The organism is Microbacterium sp. UBA3486, assembly GCF_002377845.1.
Taxonomy (GTDB): domain Bacteria; phylum Actinomycetota; class Actinomycetes; order Actinomycetales; family Microbacteriaceae; genus Microbacterium; species Microbacterium maritypicum_A.
Map to the genome: position 1 here is coordinate 1 of NZ_DFQP01000041.1, position 19413 is coordinate 19413.

The 19413-nt window shown below is 66.8% G+C and carries 16 protein-coding genes; 6 read left to right on the forward strand and 10 right to left on the reverse strand.

Translation table 11 applies throughout. The features are described from left to right. A partial coding sequence (locus B2869_RS06040) for an LPXTG cell wall anchor domain-containing protein (protein ID WP_292763812.1) occupies positions 1–221 on the forward strand: 221 nt, incomplete at its 5' end. A gap of 117 nt (positions 222–338) precedes the next feature. Next, positions 339–2105, forward strand: coding sequence for an alkaline phosphatase family protein (locus B2869_RS06045; RefSeq protein WP_292763814.1), 1767 nt, complete (start codon positions 339–341; stop codon positions 2103–2105). Between the two features lie 21 nt (positions 2106–2126). On the opposite strand, the gene B2869_RS06050 is transcribed toward B2869_RS06045, so the two are convergent. From B2869_RS06050 to B2869_RS06070, 5 genes are all read right to left on the reverse strand, one after another. Next, positions 2127–4070 carry an MSCRAMM family protein gene (locus tag B2869_RS06050; RefSeq protein WP_292763816.1) on the reverse strand — a complete coding sequence of 648 codons (1944 nt, stop codon included), beginning with the start codon at positions 4068–4070 and terminating at the stop codon, positions 2127–2129. Between the two features lie 50 nt (positions 4071–4120). Next, entirely contained in the window at positions 4121–4543 is a 423-nt protein-coding gene (locus tag B2869_RS06055) for a GNAT family acetyltransferase (RefSeq protein WP_292763818.1), read from the reverse strand. Between the two features lie 36 nt (positions 4544–4579). Further along, positions 4580–5230: a dihydrofolate reductase family protein gene (locus tag B2869_RS06060; RefSeq protein WP_021201401.1), complete on the reverse strand. Its 651-nt coding sequence runs from the start codon at positions 5228–5230 to the stop codon at positions 4580–4582. A gap of 98 nt (positions 5231–5328) precedes the next feature. Further along, complete coding sequence (locus B2869_RS06065) at positions 5329–6384, reverse strand: LLM class flavin-dependent oxidoreductase (protein ID WP_292763822.1); 1056 nt, start codon at positions 6382–6384, stop codon at positions 5329–5331. Positions 6385–6412: 28 nt separating this feature from the next. Next, entirely contained in the window at positions 6413–7921 is a 1509-nt protein-coding gene (locus B2869_RS06070) for a class I SAM-dependent methyltransferase (RefSeq protein ID WP_373695395.1), read from the reverse strand. A gap of 97 nt (positions 7922–8018) precedes the next feature. On the opposite strand from B2869_RS06070, the gene B2869_RS06075 reads away from it, so the two are divergent. The 4 genes from B2869_RS06075 (at position 8019) to trxA (ending at position 13326) form a co-directional block, all read left to right on the forward strand. Beyond that, on the forward strand, positions 8019–10229 hold the full coding sequence (locus B2869_RS06075; protein ID WP_292763826.1) for a DUF6049 family protein: 2211 nt from the start codon (positions 8019–8021) through the stop codon (positions 10227–10229). Then, positions 10222–11838, forward strand: coding sequence for a murein biosynthesis integral membrane protein MurJ (gene murJ, locus B2869_RS06080; protein WP_292763829.1), 1617 nt, complete (start codon positions 10222–10224; stop codon positions 11836–11838). The genes B2869_RS06075 and murJ overlap by 8 nt, the downstream gene beginning before the upstream one ends. A 119-nt stretch (positions 11839–11957) precedes the next feature. Further along, positions 11958–12938, forward strand: a complete 981-nt coding sequence (trxB, locus tag B2869_RS06085) for a thioredoxin-disulfide reductase (protein WP_021201396.1) — start codon at positions 11958–11960, stop codon at positions 12936–12938. 64 nt (positions 12939–13002) lie between these two features. Next, positions 13003–13326 (forward strand): thioredoxin, encoded by a 324-nt coding sequence (gene trxA / locus B2869_RS06090; protein WP_021201395.1) that lies wholly within the window; start codon positions 13003–13005, stop codon positions 13324–13326. 88 nt (positions 13327–13414) lie between these two features. On the opposite strand, the gene B2869_RS06095 is transcribed toward trxA, so the two are convergent. Genes B2869_RS06095 through B2869_RS06115 form a run of 5 tightly spaced genes read right to left on the reverse strand, consistent with a single transcriptional unit; the run spans position 13415 to position 17698 of the window. Then, positions 13415–13939 (reverse strand): GrpB family protein, encoded by a 525-nt coding sequence (locus B2869_RS06095; RefSeq protein ID WP_292763839.1) that lies wholly within the window; start codon positions 13937–13939, stop codon positions 13415–13417. 7 nt (positions 13940–13946) lie between these two features. Continuing rightward, a complete protein-coding gene (locus tag B2869_RS06100) occupies positions 13947–14282 on the reverse strand; it encodes a hypothetical protein (RefSeq protein WP_021201393.1) in 336 nt (111 codons plus the stop codon). Positions 14283–14291: 9 nt separating this feature from the next. Further along, on the reverse strand, positions 14292–15740 hold the full coding sequence (locus tag B2869_RS06105; protein ID WP_231479931.1) for a sugar porter family MFS transporter: 1449 nt from the start codon (positions 15738–15740) through the stop codon (positions 14292–14294). Between the two features lie 60 nt (positions 15741–15800). Beyond that, on the reverse strand, positions 15801–16772 hold the full coding sequence (locus tag B2869_RS06110) for a ParB/RepB/Spo0J family partition protein (RefSeq protein WP_292763843.1): 972 nt from the start codon (positions 16770–16772) through the stop codon (positions 15801–15803). Next, positions 16772–17698 (reverse strand): ParA family protein, encoded by a 927-nt coding sequence (locus B2869_RS06115; RefSeq protein WP_292763846.1) that lies wholly within the window; start codon positions 17696–17698, stop codon positions 16772–16774. Before B2869_RS06115 ends, B2869_RS06110 begins: the two co-directional genes overlap by 1 nt. Positions 17699–19413: the final 1715 nt, after the last annotated feature.

Here is a 19413-nt window from a genome sequence, read left to right on the forward strand (position 1 = left end):
CCACGGCCGGTGGCGGAGCGGTGGCACCGGCCAACGGCGGCTCGACCGGCGGCGGTTCCACGGGTAACGGGGGCTCCGCAGGCGGCGACCTCGCCACCACTGGCGCCGACAGCCTGCCGTACATCGCCGCTGCCGTCGTGCTCCTCGCCGCCGGCCTCGGCCTGTTCGCGATGCGCCGTCGTCGCCGGCACGCCACGGTGGAGACCACCGAGGCGGAGTAATCCGTACGAGGGCGTCGTCGGTGCTTCGGCCTCGGCGGCGCCCTTCGTCGCGCTCCGACCGGCCACGATCTCCGGAATCCCCCCCGGGCGTGAGCAGCACCGTCGTAGGATCGCGGCATGGCCGACGAAGACTCCCCCTCCCCCGATGCCCCCCGCGATGCCTCCCGCCGGGGATTCTTCAAAGTCGGTGGAGCTGCTCTCGCGGGCGCGGTGGTCGGCGGCGTGGGCGGAGCGGCCATCGGAACCTCGATCGCCGGTAACGGTCGCGACGGCTTCGCGTCGGATCCCGATCCGTTCGCCGCCCTCACGCCGCGCAGCGAACCCGGGTTCGATCACCTGGTCGTCGTGATGGGCGAGAACCGCTCCTTCGACAACCTGCTCGGGTACCTGTACTCGAAGGAGAACCTGCCCGCGGGCGAGAAGTTCGAGGGCCTCGATTTCGGCTCGTACAGCAACACCGCCTCCGACGGCACGGTCGTCGACGCGCACGTGTACGAGGGCGACACCGACCGGATCATGAGTCTTCCCGACCCGGATCCGGGCGAGGAGTATCCGCACGTCAACACGCAGATCTTCGGCACGGTCGATCCTCCGACGAACGCCGACCTCTTCGTCGACGAGATGACCGCGCCCTTCAACGCCCCGACGCACGGCGAGAAGGCCACGATGTCGGGTTTCCTCGAGGACTACATCATCAACTTCCGACGCCTGCGCAAGGGTGTGGATCCCCGGCCCGACGAAGCCGCGCACATCATGGGCTCGTTCTCGCCCGAGATGCTGCCGGTGCTGTCGACCCTGGCCTCCGAGTTCGCGGTGTTCGACCACTGGTACGCCGGCGTCCCCTCGCAGACCTTCTGCAACCGTTCGTTCTTCCACGCCTCCACGTCTCACGGTTTCGTGACCAACCAGGCCGGAGGCGGCTACCGGAAGTGGTTGGATGCGCCGGCAGCGCCAACGGTCTTCAACCGGCTCCAGGACAAGAAGGTGAGCTGGAAGATCTACATCGATAAGCTCCAGCTCGTCTCGTTCACCGGGATGCTGCATGCAGCGGTGCTGGAGAAGTACTGGCGCACCGACCATTTCGGAACGATGGAGGACTTCTACGCCGAGGCGAAGGACGGCACGCTCCCCGCATACGCCTTCATCGAGCCGCGGATGGTCTACGACCACAACGACTTCCACCCTCCTTTCGGATCACCCCGCGAGAGCGAGGTCGACGGTGAGGCCGTGTTCGACAGTGCGATCTCGGACGTGCGTGCCGGAGATCGGCTGATCCACGATATCTACGAGGCGGTGCGCACGAGCGCGTCCCCGAAGGGTTCCAACGCCGTCAACACCCTGCTGCTCATCACCTTCGACGAGCACGGCGGGTGCTACGACCACGTGCCGCCGCCCGCCGTGACGAAGCCGACGCCCGAGACCGGCCCGGGTGAGATGGGCTTCACCTTCGATCGGCTCGGGTGCCGGGTGCCGGCCATCGCCGTCTCGGCCTATACCAAGCGCGGCAGCATCATCCATGACGAGATGCATCACGGATCCGTGACCGCGACCCTCTCGCGTCTGCACGGCCTGACACCCCTCAACGACCGGGATGAGTCGGCGAACACGCTGCTGAACGTCGTCAACCTCGACAAGCCGCGGCATCCGTCCGACTGGCCGGTGACCACCCCGGCCTACACGCCGCCCAACCCGGAGGACACGGCACCGCAGCCCGGAGAGAAGGATCAGCTGAAGCCGCTCACACCGCCCGCACGCGGTCTGCTCGGCCTGCTCCTCGCGCGATACGGCAAGCCCGGTGAGCAGGAGCCGGAGACCTTCGCCGACGCGTACAAGCTGCTGCACGAGCACGGCGAGGAGCTGTTCGGTCCGCCGAACGACAGCTGACCCCGACTCGCGGCCACCGGGCTACTGCCGCCCTGAGCGCCGGCGGGAGACGATCAGGAGAGTCGCGCCGAGGATGATCACGACCGCACCGCCCGCCGCCCAGGCGAACGTCTCGGGTCCGAGTCCGGTGGCAGGCAGCCGTCCGCTGCCGCTGCTGTTCCCGTTTCCGGTCGAAGGATCGGGCGACGGCGATGGTCGGACGACGACCGCCGCGAGAGTGAAGTCCTGCCCCTCGATGGACTCGCCGGCAGCGGAGATCACGACGGTGCGGGTCGCCGGGCCGACCACACCGCTGCCGGTCGGCGTGCGCACGCTCAGCTCGTAGGTTCCGGGAGCGAGGCTGCCGAGACCGTAGGTGCCGTCGGCGTCGGTCGTGTGCTGCTGGGGACCCCCGGGTCCATTCACGTCGATCACCACACCCCCGATGGGAGTGCCGCCGTCGGTGCGCACCGTGCCGTCGATGGCCCCCAGCCGCGCCAGGTCGAAGTCCACACCCGTGACGTCCGTTCCCGCGACTGGTGCGGTGCGGCTGACGGGAGATGTGGCGACATAGCCCTCGGGCGTCGTCATCGTCACCGTGTAGCTGCCGGCGGGGAGGCGCGGGAACGCATATCCGCCGTCCGCTCCGGTCACCGCCGTGAGCGTGTCCCCACCCTGCAGCGCAGCGGTGACCGTGACGCCGGGCACCCCGCTTCCATTCCACCGTACGGCGCCACTCAGACTCGGATCCGCCTTGATGACGAAGTCGGCGAGGGTGATCAGATCCTCGTTGTCTGCGGGAACCACGAACCCCGGCGGGGCGCTGACGACGGTGTATCCGGACGGACGGGCGATGCTCGCTTCCTGCGGCCCGTCCAGGACCATGTCGAACAGATACCGTCCATCAGCGTCGGTCATCATCGTCTGTCCGCCGATCGTGACCGCGATGCCCGCCATCGGGTTGCCGTCCACGTCGACAACCAGACCGGTGACGGGCGAGGGGATGATGTCTCGCACCGTGAAGTCGACCCCCTCGGCGTTGCCGCCGCTGAGGTTGACCGGGGTCGTGGTCTGTCCGACCGCGATCTTGTCCTCGGGTGCCGTCACGCTCACGCGGTATCCGTCGGTGGCGATGAAACCGGGGAACGAATAGGTGCCGTCCGATGCAGTGGTCGTCCTGTCGACGATCGAGCCGTTGCCGTCTGTCAGCGTCAGGGCGACACCGCCCAGAGGACCGGTGACCGCGTCTGTGACGGTGCCTCGGATGTCGTTCGCTGCCGAGACGAACCAGGTCTGGTAGACGGGAAGACCGGCCCGGCGGGTGAAGATGAAGCTGAGGGAGCGGATGGGGGTCGAGGGCTCGAACCAGGCCGCGGAGCCGTTGGTGTCGGCGGCCGCGGGGTTTCCGGTCAGGGTGAGGGTCGCGGCATCCCACGCCGGGACGTCGTCCGCCGCACCGTTGCACGCCGGCTTTCCGGCGACACCCGGGGCGCAGTAGTTGAAGCGGTCTCGGAGGCCGAGCTCGGCGGCACTCAGCACGTGACCGTCGGGCGCGACGGCGTGGATGCGCACGCTGTCGGAGTCGATGTCGCCGAGCGCGAAGGCCCATCCCGAGGTCGGGGTGGGTGCGGCGAATGAGTAGGTCGTCGTCGAGGGACTCGTCGCGTTGTCGGCTTTGGGCCGCAGATTCAGGTACGGCTGGTCCCTGCTCGATCCGTACTTCGCCCCGATGGGTGTGCCCTCGGACAGCCAGGTCGACGTCCCGGAGATGACCCCGACCTGCCCGGCGCGAGAGTCGCTGGTCATGGTGGCGGTGAGCGCAGGATCGGGCGCCACCTGCACCGTCGTCGTGTAGGCGCCGCCCGTGCCGGCGAGCGGGCCCCACGTGGCCCACGACGTCACCGCCGCCGCGGCAGGAAGGGCGCCGACGAGCACCGCGATGAGGACGATCGATCCGGCGATGATCCCGTTGCGGCGAAAACGCATGGGGTCAGCGTACTGATATACCGGATCGCAGAGAAGTGGATTCCTCGCGACTACACGTCGGCGATGAGCCTCTTGCCCAGGTCGACCGTGTCGTCGATCTCGTAGCCGAGTCGTCGGTAGAACTCGACGACCTGGGCGTTCCCCGTCCGCACCTGCAGGTTCACCTTGGGGCAGCCCAGATCGCGCAGACCGGCCTCGACGTGGGCGACGAGTGCCCTGCCCACCCCGAGCCCTCGTGCATCGAGATGCGTGGCGAGATAGTTCATCCACCCGCGATGTCCGTCGTAGCCGGCCATGACCGAACCGAGGATCCGCCCTGTCTCGTCCTCCGCCACCACGAAGAGATGCGGCTGCACAGTCGCCTTGCGGGCGATGTCCTGAAGCGGGTCGTTCCACGGTCTCGTGAGACCTGCGGTCTCCCACAGGGCCACGACGGCATCGGTGTCTTCGGGCTGGAACGGTCGGATGCGCACCGGTCCAGCTTTCCAGATCGACCCCGCCTGCCCGGGTCAGCCCTCGCGGGAGAACGTGATGTGCGTGACACCGGACTCGGCGACCTCCGAGGTCACGCGGTAGCCCGACTCGAACCCGCGCAGGTCGTCCCACAAGCGGATCCCGCTGCCGATCAGGATCGGCGTGATCCCCACATGCAGGTCGTCGACGAGTCCGGCGCGAAGGTACTCGCGCACGGTCGTCGCCCCGCCTCCGACGCGCACGTCGCGTCCATCCGCAGCCGCGACCGCCTTCCGGAGCGCCTCCTCGGGCTCGGCAGACAGGAAGTGGAAGCTCGTGCCGTTGGCGAACTCGATCGACGGACGCGGGGTGTGCGTGAGCACGAACACCGGAGCCTGGAACGGCGGCTCCTCTCCCCACCATCCGCGCCAGTCGGGGTCGTCCGGGTTCGCGTGGAGTCCGAACATCCCGGCCCCCATGATCTCGGCGCCGATGTTCTCGAAGTAGTGCGAGGCGTACTTCTCGTCCACTCCGGTGGTGCCCGCCCCGCTGGTGTCATGGAAGACGCGTTCGTGGAACGTGCGGGTTGCCGTATATGCCGCCGTCAACCGCCCCCAGTCCTCGCCGAACGGGTTCTCGGGAGTCTGATCCGTCGTCGTGGCGAAGCCGTCGAGCGAGATGTTGAGATCGACGCGAACACGGGTCATGACTGCCTCCGGAACTGCACGGGTGACGGCGCATCCATCGACGCGCCGTCACCCAGCGTCAGCGTTCAGCGAGGCCTTGTCAAGGACGAGGGTCTTGATCAGATGGCGTCGCCTTGGACAGGCCCTTCCGTGTTCGGCTTCCATCCGAGTGCGGGTGCCACATGTTTCGCGAACGACTCCAGCACATGCAGGTTGTACTCCGGTCCGAGCTGGTTCGGGATCGTCAGCATCAGGGTGTCGGCGGCCATCACCGCCTCGTCCTGTCGGAGCTGCTCGATCAGCACGTCGGGCTCCGCCGCATAGGTCTTGCCGAACGTGGAACGGAACCCGTCGATGATGCCGATCTGGTCGGCGTTCTCCTCGCTCCGAAGGCCGAAGTAGGCCCGGTCCATGTCGGACACCAGCGGGAACACGCTGCGACTGACCGAGACGCGCGGGGTGCCGGTGTGACCGGCCTCCTTGTACGCCGAGCGGAAGAGGTCGATCTGCTCACGCTGCAGCTCGTGGAAGGGCTGCCCTGTGGCCTCGGTGACGAGCGTCGAGCTCATCATGTTCAGGCCCTTGCGACCCGTCTCGATCGCGGTGGGACGCGAACCCGATCCCCACCAGATGTGATCGCGAAGCGTCGGCGACTGCGGCTCGATCGCGAGGTAGCGTCCGGCGCCCACCATGCGGGGATCACCAGGGGCGATTCCCTCGCCGTCGATCGCGCGCAGGAACAGGTCGAACTTCTCGCGTGCGATGACGCTGCCGCGCTCGGTGTCCTCGTCATCGACGTAGCCGAAGGTCTCATACCCGCGCAGAGCCGTCTCGGGTGAACCACGACTCACCCCGAGCGCGATGCGTCCGTCGGAGATCAGATCCAGCGCCGCCGCTTCTTCCGCGAACTGGAACGGGTTCTCGTAGCGCATGTCGATCACACCGGTGCCGACCTCGATGCGCTTCGTGCGCGCGGCCATGGCCGTCAACAGGGGCATCGGTGAGGCCGCCTGACGCGCCCAGTGGTGCACACGCACGTATGCACCGTTCACACCGATCTCGTCTGCACCCTCCGCGATAGCGATGGTCTGCTTCAGCATGTCCCCCGCGGTGCGGGTCGCTGAGCCGGGCACATCCGCATAGTGCCCGAAGGAGAGGAATCCGAAAGCCTTCATGATCTATTCCAACGCATGCATTCCGCAGCTATTCCCCGGGCACCAGCATGCCGTCGAGCACCAGCGACCGGATGCGCGGCTCGAGCTCGGCCCACAGGTCGGCGAGCGGCACCTCGAAGAGGTCGGCCAGGGCCGAGACGATCTGCACCACGGTGAGTTCACCGTCGCACGCGCCCACGAAACCGGCGAGCGCGGTGTCCACGTTCACCGTCCGGGCGAAGCCGCCACCCTGTCGCAGCTCGATGACGCTGGGGTCGTCGTTGCCCGGGAGCAGGTGCCTGGCCTCGGTGACATCGGGTGCCGTCACCAGCGTTGCAGGAAGCCCGTCGGCGAGGGCGTCGTGCGCGGCCAGCCCGGTAGCGAGAGCGGCGCCGACGTTGGAGACCGGCTGGGCGATGCGCTCCGTACGGCGAAGCGGAGGCGTCGAGCCTCGCCGCATCAGTACGTAGCCGAATCCGACCGACGTCACCCCTCGCGCGGCGAAGTCGTCGAGCCAGGCGGTCAGCAGCGCGGTGAACGCAGGGTCGCGGGGTGTGGTGCCGCCGTCACGGATCCACAACTCCGCGTAACCGAGCGGCGACAGCTCCTCGCGTTCGATCACCCAGAGGTCGATGTCGCTCGGCACCCACGCGTCGAGACGTGCGAGGCCCGTGATCCCGGCCTGCGACTCCCAATTGCCGAGCAGCTGGGCGATGCCGTGCTGCGTCAGATACGCGGGTGCGCTCCGCACGAACTGCTCGACGAGCGCGTCTCCCACCAGTCCGCCGTCGCGGTATTCGTACGCCGGGACGCCGTCCATCCGGGGGGTGATGACGAACGGCGGGTTGGAGACGATCAGGTCGAAGGCCTCGCCCGCGACGGGCTCGAACATGCTGCCGTGTCGGAACTCGATGTTGGCCACGCCGTTGAGGCGGGCGTTGAGTTCCGCGAAGGCCAGGGCGCGCTCCGAGATGTCGGTCGCGATCACGGTGCCGGCCCGACGGGCGACGAGGAGCGCCTGGATCCCGCACCCGGTCCCCAGATCGAGCGCGCGATCGACCTGGATGGGAACGATCGTCTCAGCGAGAGTGCGCGACGCCCCGCCGACCCCGAGCACGTGGTCGAGAGGAAGAGGGCCGTCGAGCGCGACCTCATCGAGGTCGCTGGCGATCCACCACTCCCCGACGCCGTCGGCGTCTACGAACGACTGTGGACGCAGCAGGACGGTCGGGGTCACGGCATCGGCATCGGCTGTCGCGAGTGCGAGCGCCACGAGCCCGTCCACTCCGAGCTGCGGCAATGCGGTGGCGACCGCCACCCGCGGCTGCGGCATGCCGAGCACCAGGAGGCGTCCCAGGGTCGCCAGCACGCCCCCGTCACCGGCGATCGCGCGCAGGATAGGCTCTCTCATCCCGCGGGCGAGGGCATCGTCGGCCTCCTCGCCCCACAGTCGGCGAAGGGGCGCGGAACGCAGGTCGGCGGCGTCGAGATCAGAAGCGAGTGCGGCGACGAGAAGCGGGTCGGTGTGGGGTGCGGGGGTGTCGGACACGGCCGTCACTCTACGCGTCTTCAGGGTTCTCCTTCCCCAGGCCTCCTAGAATCAGGGGGTCAGTACTCACGATCAGCCCTTTTCCGGGCGTTCGAGGAAGACCTTCATGACCGCGATCACCCCCGAGCACGGCTTCCGTGCGCGCCTGCGAAGGCTCGCAGGCGGGACCGCTGTACTCGCGATCGCTTTGGGCGCCTGCACAGTCGCCCTCCCGAGCACCGCCATCGCCGCCGGCGGATCCTCCTCAGACGACGAGCAGAGCATCGGGTTCCACGTCTCCGCGGGTCTGCGGGGGCTCGTCGCCCCCGGTTCCGCGACCACGGCGATGGTTACGCTGCAGAACGACACGGATTCGAAGCTCTCCGGCGGTCAGGTACAGGTGGAGCTCAGCAAGACTCCCCTGACGGATGAGGCTTCGGTCACGAGCTGGCTCGACGAGGGTGAGGCTCCTGGCGACTTCGCGACGATCGGTTCCGAGACGACGGCGCCACTCGAGGCCGACACGTCGGCCACGGCGACGGTCTTCGTGCCCGCCGACACCCTCTCCGATCTCACCCCTGGTGTGTACCCGCTGCGCGCAGAGCTCACCGGCGCGAAGACGGCGAGCGCCACCGACGATCGCGCGACTGCCGTCGCGGCCGCCGCCACGAGCGTGCTGGTCGTGGCGGACTCCCAGACGACGCAGGTCGGTGTCCTGGTCCCGGTCACCGCGACGCCGGAGGGTGGGGCGCTGCTCAGTTCCGACGAACTCGCCGCGCTCACCGCGCCGGACGGTGCTCTCACCGCTCAGCTCGACGGTGTCGCAGGAACCACCGCGGTGCTCGCGATCGACCCGTCGATCCTCACGGCCATCCGCGTGCTCGGCTCCTCAGCGCCGCGGTCGGCCCAGGACTGGCTCACCCGTCTCGAAGCTCTTCCCAACGCACGGTTCGCACTGCAGTTCGGCGATGCGGATGCCACCGCTCAGGCGCAGGCGGGGCTACCCGCACTCCTGCAGCCGACGACTCTGGCTCCGTTCCTCGATCCCGCGAACTTCCCGCAGGCACCTGCCAGCGTCTCCCCGACGGACGGACCGAGCGCGACGCCGGGCCCGTCCCCCAGCCCGACCAACACGCCGCAGCTTCCGGACGACCAGGAGCTCACGGCCGTCGAGGGTGCCCTTCCTCGAATCCTGTGGCCGGACGACGACCTCGGACCCGACGACCTCTCCTCTCTCACGCGCTACCTCGGCGAGGGCACGACCACGGTCGTCTCCTCGGCCGCGCTCGGCGGACAGAGTGCGGCGCACGCCACGCTCGGCGGAAACGACCTCCTGGTCACAGACACGGGCCTGTCCGAATCCTTGTCCGACGTCGCGGCCGAAGCGGACCCGCTCGATCGCCAGCGCCTCCTCGCCGAGGCCGCTGCTCTGCTCCTGCTCGCCGAGGATCGCGTCGCCGGCGCCCCCCTGCTCGTCGGACTCGACCGCGACGAGAACCGCGACGCCGACGCGTTGCGCGACGCGATCTCGGCCGCCGATTCGATCGGATTCGAGCTGTCCGCGCTCCGCGCGACACCGCCGGTCCCGGCCGCCCTCACCTCCCAGGCCGATCCCGCTCGCGCCACCGCGGTCAACGAGCTCCTCGCCGATGAGGGCACTCTCACCGCCTTCTCCTCGATCCTCACCGACCCCCAGGTGCTGCTGAGCCCCGAGCGCATCAGGATCCTCCGCACGCTGGCCGTCGGATCGTCGGCGAAGTCCTTCGCCGACGGTGTCGAGAAGCACCGGAAGCGCACCACGGAGACGCTCGCGGCCGTGAGCATCCCGCCGTCGAGCACCATCCAGCTGCTCACCGCCAACGCCGACCTGCCGATCGCCGTGCGCAACGACCTTCCATGGCCGGTGACGGTGCAGCTGTTCGTCTCACCGACCGACCCGCGTCTCGAAGTCACCCCGATGACCGAGACCGTCGTCGAGGCGAACTCGACGAAACGCGTCAAGGTCCCGGTGTCGGCACGCGTCGGCAGCGGTGAGGTCGACCTGCGGCTCAGCCTCTACAGCCCCACCGGCGTGCAGATCCAGGGTCAGCAGGAGATCCGAGTCGCCGTTCGTGCCGAGTGGGAGACCATCGGCCTGGTCATCTTCGGAGGTCTCGCCGTCCTCCTGATCACCCTCGGTGTGATCCGGACGGTCCGCCGTAAGCGCCGGGAGGCTGCTGAAGAGGCCGAGGCGGAGGCCGAGCTCGAGAAACTCGACGAGGTGGCCGCGGAGGCCGAATCCGATGCTCCTGCACCGACGACTGGAGACAAGACCGTCGACGGGAGACAGATTGAGTAGTCTCGGCCGCGCGAGCGCCGTCATCGGCGCCGGCACCCTCGTCTCTCGACTGACCGGCCTGCTCCGCAGCATCGTGCTCGTCGGCGTCCTCGGCTCGGTCGCATCCCAAGCAGCAGACGCGTTCACCTATGCGAACCAGTTGCCGAACAGCGTCTTCTCCCTCATCTCGGTCGGAATCCTCACCGCCGTCATCGTTCCGCAGATCGTGAAGGCGACAGCGGATGCCGACGGCGGCAACGCGTTCATCTCGAAGCTCTTCACCCTCGGCACCGTGGTGCTCGTGGTGGTGACGGGGATCGCGACCGCCGCGGCGCCCTGGCTCGTCCACCTGGTCGCCGGCAAGGCGAACGAGGCCACTCTCGCGCTCGCGACGGCACTCGCATACTGGTGTCTCCCCCAGATCCTCCTCTACGGCCTCTACGCGATGCTCGGCGAGGCTCTCAACGCGCGGAAGATCTTCGGTCCGTTCACCTGGGCGCCCGTCGTCAACAACATCGTGTCGATCGCCGGTTTCCTTGCGCTCGGTGCCCTGTTCGGGCCGGTGTCCACGAAGGCCGCCGACTGGACGCCGCAGATGATCACGCTGCTGGGTGGCACGGCGACTCTCGGCATCGCACTCCAGGCCGTCGTCCTGCTTCTCTTCTGGCGCCGCACGGGGCTCGCATTGAAACCCGACTTCCGCTGGCGGGGTGTCGGACTCGGGAATGTCGGACGGCTGGCGGGCTGGACCTTCCTCATGGCGTTCGCGAGTCTCTCCGCCGGAGTCCTCCAGGGTTACATCGTCAGCGAGGTCGCCGGTTTCGGTGCTTCCGCCACCGTGACGGCGAATGCCTGGCTCATCTTCATGCTCCCGTACTCGGTGATCGTGCTCTCGATCGGCACTCCCTACTTCACCCAGATCAGCGGTCACGCCGCCGCCGGCCGCGATGATGAAGTCCGTGCCGACATCGCGCAGAGCATCCGCACACTGCTCTTCTTCATCGTCGCGGCAACGGCAGCCGTCGCGGCCGCAGCCATCCCTGCTTCTCGGGTGTTCACCGCCTCCGCCGACGACGCCCAGGCAGCCGCACTGGTGCTGCTCGCCTATCTCGTCGGGCTCATCCCGCTCACGGTCCTGTTCATCGTGCAGCGCACGTTCTACGCGTACGACGACACGCGCACCCCGTTCTGGTTCACGATCTTCCAGTGCGTGCTCATCGTGGTGACGGCGCTCATCGCGCTGGGCATGCGCGAAGCGGGAATCATCCCCCTCACCTCCCTCGCCGCGGCGGTCGCGCTCGGTCAGTCCATCGCGAGCATCCTGCAGACGATCGTCGCCACGTGGCTGCTGCATCGCAAGATCGGCGGCCTGCAGATCCGTTCCTGGATGTCCGCCATCGTTCGCTTCGCGATCGCCGGCGTCCCCGCGGGTCTCGCTGGCTGGGGAGCGTTCGCCCTGCTGGGAGGAACCGCAGGCTGGACGATGGATGACAAGATCCAGGGCGCCCTCGGCACCGCGATCATCGGGCTCGTCGTGGTGATCGTCTACATCGCCATCCTCGCCGCGATGCGCGCCCCTGAGCTCAAGGCCGGCAGCGCCCTCATCCGTCGCTTCCTGCCCGGTCGCTGATCCCGCCCCGGAGGCTTCTCCCAGCGCAGCGGCACAGACTGTGCGGGGAATGCCTCGCGGCTACCATGGGTTGAAGCATTCGAAGGTCATTCGACTGCAGTTTCTAAGACGGAGAGCACATGCGTCAGGTCATCATCATCGGCTCCGGCCCCGCCGGATTCACGGCTGCCATCTACGCGGCCAGGGCGAACCTCAAGCCGCTGCTCATCGCGAGCTCCGTCGAGGTCGGCGGCGAGCTGATGAACACCACCGAGGTCGAGAACTACCCGGGCTTCCCCGAAGGCATCCAGGGACCGGAGCTCATGGCCAAGTTCCAGGAGCAGGCGGAGAAGTTCGGCACCGAGGTCGTCTACGACGACGTCACCGAGCTGCAGCTCGACGGTCCCGTCAAGAAGGTCATCCTCGGCAGCGGTGCGGAGCACGAGACGCAGTCCCTGATCTACGCGACCGGTTCCGCTTACCGCAAGCTCGGCATCGAAGGTGAAGAGCGCCTCTCGGGCTACGGCGTCTCCTGGTGTGCCACGTGCGACGGGTTCTTCTTCCGCGAGAAGACGATCGCGGTCGTCGGAGGCGGCGATTCCGCGATGGAAGAGGCCACGTTCCTCACCCGCTTCGCCGACAAGGTCTACGTCATCCACCGCAAGGACACCCTGCGAGCGTCGAAGATCATGCAGGAGCGCGCCTTCGCGAACGAGAAGATCGAGTTCGTGTGGAACAGTGAGGTCGCCGAAGTGCTCGGTGGCGACTCCGTGACCGGCGTGCAGCTGCGCTCGACCGTCGACGGCACCCTCAGCGACCTCCCGCTCGACGGACTCTTCATCGCGATCGGCAACGACCCGCGGACGCACCTCGTGCATGACAAGCTCGAGCTGACGTCGGAGGGCACCATCTGGGTCGACGGCCGTTCGTCGAAGACCTCGGTTCCCGGAGTCTTCGCTGCCGGCGACGTCATCGACCCCACCTATCGTCAGGCCATCACGGCTGCCGGCACGGGGACGGTCGCCGCTCTCGACGCGGAGCACTTCCTCGCAGACTTCGAAGACGCCTCCGTCGAGGTCCCGGCGGCCGAGGCCGCTGAGATCCTCACCGCCTCGGCATAGCCCGGGAACACTTTCCCCTCGTCGGCTGTTGTAGCAGACGAACCTCGAATCAAGGAGAACTCTGATGAGTGCAAAGGCTACGAGCCAGGCGACCTGGGAGCAGGACGTTCTGCAGGCCGACGGTCCGGTGCTGGTGGACTTCTGGGCTGAGTGGTGCGGTCCGTGTCGTATGGTCGCCCCGGTTCTGGACGAGATCCAGGCCGACAACCCCGACAAGATCACCATCCTCAAGCTCAACGTCGACGAGAACCCCGAGCTGGCGATGAAGTACCAGATCACCTCGATCCCGGCGATGAAGGTCTTCCACGGTGGTGAGGTCAAGACGACCATCATCGGCGCCAAGCCCAAGTTCGCGCTTGAGAAGGACCTTGCCGCATTCATCGGCTGATCCTCTGACAAGAAGGGGCCGTACCTCCCGGAGAGGTACGGCCCCTTCTTCGTCTCCGCGACGCATCGCGGCCGCGACGCCGTCCGTCTCAGTGCTTGTCGTGCACCGAGACGGACGGCAGTCCGCGCGCAGCGCGAGCCCGATCGAGGATGTTCTGGATCACGGCCGTCTTCCCGTCGTTGTACGAGCCCTCTCCCCGAAGGGCGGTGCCCACGGCGGCATGCTTCGCACGTGCGTAGAGCTCGACGTCGTCCGGATGCTGCAACAGCCAGTCCCGAAGTATCCGCTGGTTCACATCAGCCCACTCGTCCGCGCCGAAGAAGTGGGCGATTCGCGTGCGGACGCCGTCCTGCTCGAAGATCATCACCCGGTGGCTGCGCACTCCGCTCCCGAGCCTCCACCCCACGGCTTCGAGACCGGCTCGGTGCCGCCCGAAGTCATCCTCGTCGGCGATTCGCACGGCGAGGTCGATGATCGGTTTGGCATCCATCCCCGGGATGGCGGTGGATCCGATGTGCTCGACGAGCCAGTGCGGATTCCCGCACTCCCTCAGCTCCACCGCGACGTTCTCGAAGACCGCTGCCCAGCTCGGATCGTGGGGAACGAGAACCACGCCCACCTCAGGAGGCGTCGGCGACGGTCGGATCCCAGCGCCGGTGGCGCTGCTTCTCGTCCAGCAGGCCCCAGACGGCCGATGTCAGCTCCGGGTACTCCAGGGCGATCTGCCGGAGCACGCGATAGTGTCGGGCCGCATTGGGACGCACGCCGTCGTTCGCATTGATGTTGTCCGCGCGCAGCAGGTAGACGACGAGCTCATCGACGCTGGGGAGCTCTTCCATGAACTCCCAGGGGTCTTCTCCCCCGAGAAGGCGCTCCTGGATGAGGACCGCGAGTTCGTCCGCCGCTTCGGCACGCAGCACTTCCAGGCTGGCGCGACGCTGTACGGACTCGGTCATACTTCCAGCCTACGTCGGCTGCGGGCCCCTCCGGCGCTCCACCTTCATGTTCTCGGTCATGTCTTCGAGCTCCCTGCCCTTGGTCTCCGGCACCTTGAAGAACACGAAGAAGAACGACAGGAGCGCGAAGAACGCGTAGAACCCGTAGGCGAATGTGAGGCCGATCTCAGCGAACGCCGGGAACGTCGTGGAGATGAAGAAGTTCGCGACCCACTGCGCTGCAGCCGCGACGGCGAGAGCACCGGCTCTGATCGAGTTCGGGAAGATCTCGCCCAGCAGGACCCACACCAGCGGACCCCAGCTCGCGCCGAAGAACACGACGAAACCGTTCGCGCAGATCAGGGCGATGGTGGCCCACGGGTCGGGAAGCGTCGCCGTCCCCTGCGCGTCCAGCGTGCCGAACGAGAATGCCACAGCCATGAGGCCCAGCGTCACGGTCATCCCGACCGAACCCACCAGCAGCATGATCCGGCGACCGATCTTGTCCACCAGCAGAATCGCCACGATCGTGACGACGATGTTCGTGACCGAGGTGATGACGGAGGTGAGCAGAGCGCTGGATTCGTCGAAGCCCACCGACTGCCAGAGGGTCGTCGAGTAGTAGAAGATCACGTTGATGCCGACGAACTGCTGGAACACCGACAGCAGGATGCCGATCCAGACGATCGGCTTCAGGCCGAGACGGTTGCCGCGCAGGTCACGCAGCGACTCCGAGCGCTCCGTGTCGATGGTTCCGGTGATCTCGTCGATCTTCCCCTGCACATCGACGGTCCCGGTGACGGTCTCGAGAACGTCGGCAGCTCTCTTCAGCTCACCCTTGCGCACCAGATATCGCGGAGATTCCGGCAGCCGAAGCGACATGAGACCGTAGACCAGGGCAGGGATCGCGGCCACCATGAACATCCAGCGCCACGCGGTGAGACCCCACAGCGGCTGGTCCGCGGCACCGGCGATACCGGCGAGCAGTGCGTCGGAGAGCAGTGCCGCGAAGATACCGGTGACAATGGCGAGCTGCTGCAGGGAGCCGAGGCGCCCGCGGATGGCGGCCGGCGATACCTCGGCGATGTAGGCCGGTGCGATCACCGAGGCCGCACCGACGCCGAGGCCCCCGATGACTCGCCAGATGATGAGATCGACAACGCTGAAGGCGAGACCGGAACCGATGGCGGAGATGAAGAACATCGCGGCGGCGACGACCATGACCGGAATGCGGCCGTACTTGTTGGAGACCGGACCCGCGAACCAGGCACCGACGGCGCAGCCGATGAGGGCCGAAGACACGGCGAAGCCCTTCAGGGCCGTCCCGAGATCGAACCCCGAGACGTCGCCCGCCAGCGCGTCGACGGCGCCGTTGATCACGGCGGTGTCGAATCCGAAGAGGAAACCACCCAACGCGGCCGCGATACTGACGGCGATCACACGGCGCTTGATAGCTGCTGGACCGGCTGTTCTCGACATGACATCCCCCTCGTCGTCACGATGACGCGAGTCTAGGCTAGCGCTGCTCCCGTCGGGAGATCACTTCGACGAGCCGTAGCCGCCCTCTCCCAGTTCTTCGAGAATGCGGTTGAGATCCTGGATCGAAGCGAAGTCGATCGTGACCTGGCCTTTTCGTGCACCGAGCGCGATCTTCACCCGGGTGTTCAGCCGGTCACCGAGCTTGCCGGCGACCTCATCGAGGTACGCACGTCGAGCACCGGGAGTCGGCTTCACGGACTTGCCGGCGCTGGGCTGCGACTTCGCCGCTTCCTCCGTGGCGCGCACCGAGAGGTCTTCGTTCACGACCTTGTCCGCGAGGCGCTGCATGGACTCAGGATTGTCGAGGCTGAGGATCGCGCGTGCGTGGCCTGCGGTCAGGACTCCCGCCGCCACCCGCTGCTGCACCGGCACCGGCAGTTTCAGCAGACGGATCGTGTTGCTGATCTGCGGACGAGAGCGTCCGATACGGGTGGCCAGCTCTTCCTGGGTGATCCCGAAGTCGTCGAGCAGCTGCTGATAGGCCGAGGCCTCTTCCAGCGGGTTCAGCTCGGAGCGGTGAAGGTTCTCGAGCAACGCGTCCCGCAGGAGGTCTTCGTCGGCGGTGTCGCGGACGATCGCGGGGATGACGTCGAGGCCTGCCTCGCGAGCGGCACGAGTGCGCCGCTCGCCCATGATGAGCTCGTACTGTCCCTCGGTGTTCTTGCGAACCACGACGGGCTGCAGCACACCGAACTCACGAACGCTGTGGACCAGTTCTGCGAGATCTTCGGGGTTGAAGTGCGTTCGGGGCTGGCGGGGGTTGGCGACGATCGTGTTCGGGTCGACCTGGATCAGGTGGATGCCGGGGACGATCTCGAGATCGGGTGCGTCGGCCTCCACCTCCGGCGCGGTCTCCGCGTTCGCCTGTCGCAGGCTCGCACCAGGGAAGAACACGTCGACGGGACGTTCCGACTGATCAGCTGTGGGGATGAGGGCGCCGATACCCCGACCCAGCCCAGTGCGCTTCGCCATCATTTCTCCTTGCTCTGCGTCGCTGTGCGCGACGCGATTTCAACAGCGGCCTCACGGTACGCGATCGCGCCGGCGGACTGACCGTCGTATGCGATCACGGTCTGACCGAAGCTGGGGGCCTCAGATACACGGACGGAACGCGGGATGACCGTCTCGAGTACCTGATCCGGAAAGTGCGTACGCACTTCTTCGGCGACCTGCTGCGCCAGGCGCGTACGACCATCGAACATCGTGAGCAGGATCGTGGAGAGGTGAAGGACCGGATTCAGGTGCTTCTGGATCATCTGAATGCTCCCGAGCAGTTGGCTCAGTCCCTCGAGGGCGTAGTACTCGCACTGGATCGGGATGAAGACCTCGGTCGCGGCCGTGAAGGCGTTGATCGTGAGCAGCCCCAACGAAGGGGGGCAGTCGATGATGACGAAATCCATAGGGTGGTCGGCCAGGTACGCCTCGAGCGCGCGACGCAGGCGATGCTCTCGGGCGACCTGTGCAACGAGTTCGATCTCTGCACCCGCGAGATGGATGGTGCTCGGCGCACAGAAGAGGTTCGAATCCTCGGGGCTCTCCTGCACGATGTCCGCCAGTGGGAACTCGTCGATCAGTACGTCGTAGACGCTGGGAGTCTCAGCGCTGTGCGGCACACCCAAGGCCGTGGATGCATTGCCCTGGGGGTCGAGGTCGATGACCAGAACCTTGGCCCCCATTCCCGCCAGAGCGGAGGCGATGTTCACGGCGGTAGTGGTCTTACCCACACCGCCCTTCTGATTCGACACCGTCAGCACACGGGTTTCCCCGGTGAACTCCACGGTGGTGGCCTCGAGTGCGCGCCGACGCGCGGAGAGGTCAGCGAGTTCCCGCGCGAGCGGCGTATCCATCCCGAACGATCCGTTCGATGACGTCTTCTCGGACTGTTTCACGTGAAACATCCACTCCTTTCGGGGCCGCGTTCCACTCTAATCGCTAGAGACTGACCTTCGATGACGGAGCGTACGCCGTGGGCCCCTCGAGGGTGTGTTGCGTTCAGAGGGAATCCGAGATCTCAAGGGGTCTGAGGGGCCCTTTTGGCTGTCGAGGTCGTTGTTTCACGTGAACGGTTTCGTTCGCGAGGCTCGTGCATCCCTGGGGCCGGCTTGTCCTCCGCGGAACACCCGCGGGCCACATCCTGAGCATGTCCAGTTTGGGCGCCTGGATTCTCATGCCGAGCCGCGTCTCCTGAAGCGTGCCCGCGAACCCGCGCGCCCCAGCCGAAGCGCAATACCTCAGCCACACTCCCTCAGCCACACTCCCTCAACCACACTCCCCTAGCCGCACTGACCGAGTTGCAGCCACCCCCAACGCCAACAACGCCTGGCGCAGAGCGGCATTCTTCCCCACATCAACTCGCTCGTACTGCGCTCACGGAGAAGGCCGCTCTGCGTCGGAAGGCGGCGATCAGCCTCTTAAGGACATACCTCGAGATGGCCGCACGCGGCGCAGCCACGACACCTCGCGGCGTTTCACGTGAAACATGAGTGAAGAGCGGCTGCACGGTCGAGATCGGACACCAATGCGAGCGCAGTGATCCCCAGAGGAGGTCCATCCCTGCCTGACCATGCGTTGGGACAACCACGCGGATCCCCGCGCCCCGGAGTGGGAAGCAGCGACAGATCGCGCTCCCCCGCGAAGACCACTCTCCACAGGAAGTCCCAGTTTTACGGCGAATCGCAGGTCTACAGGGAGTCCCTCTTCACAAGAGAGACCGCAATCCGCAACACCGGCGATCGGTGGCCAAAGGTCAGGCGCAGATAGATGAGGCGCACATGGAAGACGTCGACCCTTGGAGGGATACGTCTCGCAAGCAAAAGACAGTCGCCACCTCCCTCCCCCACCCCACTATCCGCGCCTCTCCAGATCAATGTCGCTCGCGCGGTTCTGGTGGCAGAACGGTCTTCACGCGGGATAGCGGACGAACGGGCGGTCATGTTTCACGTGAAACACCCCTCAAAAGTCATCGAGAACCGTGACTGAGGCAGACGGGCCTCTACGAAGGTGGGGTCCGCATAGTGCTCGCTCCGTCAAGGCGGACTCGTCGGAGCTATTGAGCCGTCGATCTCACGGCTGTGCGCACGTCAGTGTTTCACGTGAAACCAGGCAGCAAGCGTGTTCGGCATCACCGGGCCCCTGCCGGCAGCAAGCCTGCACACCTCATTTCTGGGAGTGCATCTGCCACGCCCACACGCACACCGACACCCACAAGCCATCACGCTGACAGCCCGTGACAACTCCACCGACGGCAATCCGCGATGGCTATTCCCCACAACGTCGTCATTGCGCCCAGTCGAGCGCCCAGAGACACAGGACCACTACGCGAGGCTGCGCCACGAGGTGCCTTGATCCACCGTGTTTCACGTGAAACACCTCCTCTAGTCCGCTCGACGAAGAAGTGCGCCGCGCAATGGGCGGCACTTCAGCGATCTCCTCGTCGAGCGGCGCCCCAGCCCCGCTTTCCCCCGACAGGCATAGCAAGGACAGAGCACCGGCGTGCTTGGCCCGCTCCCACCAGTATCCTCCGGCGGGAGCCCAAACGCATCCCCCGGGTCGTCTGGCCTCTACGGAAAACAGGCGCCCTACGATTCATCACGTCCAAAGCCCACATCACTCC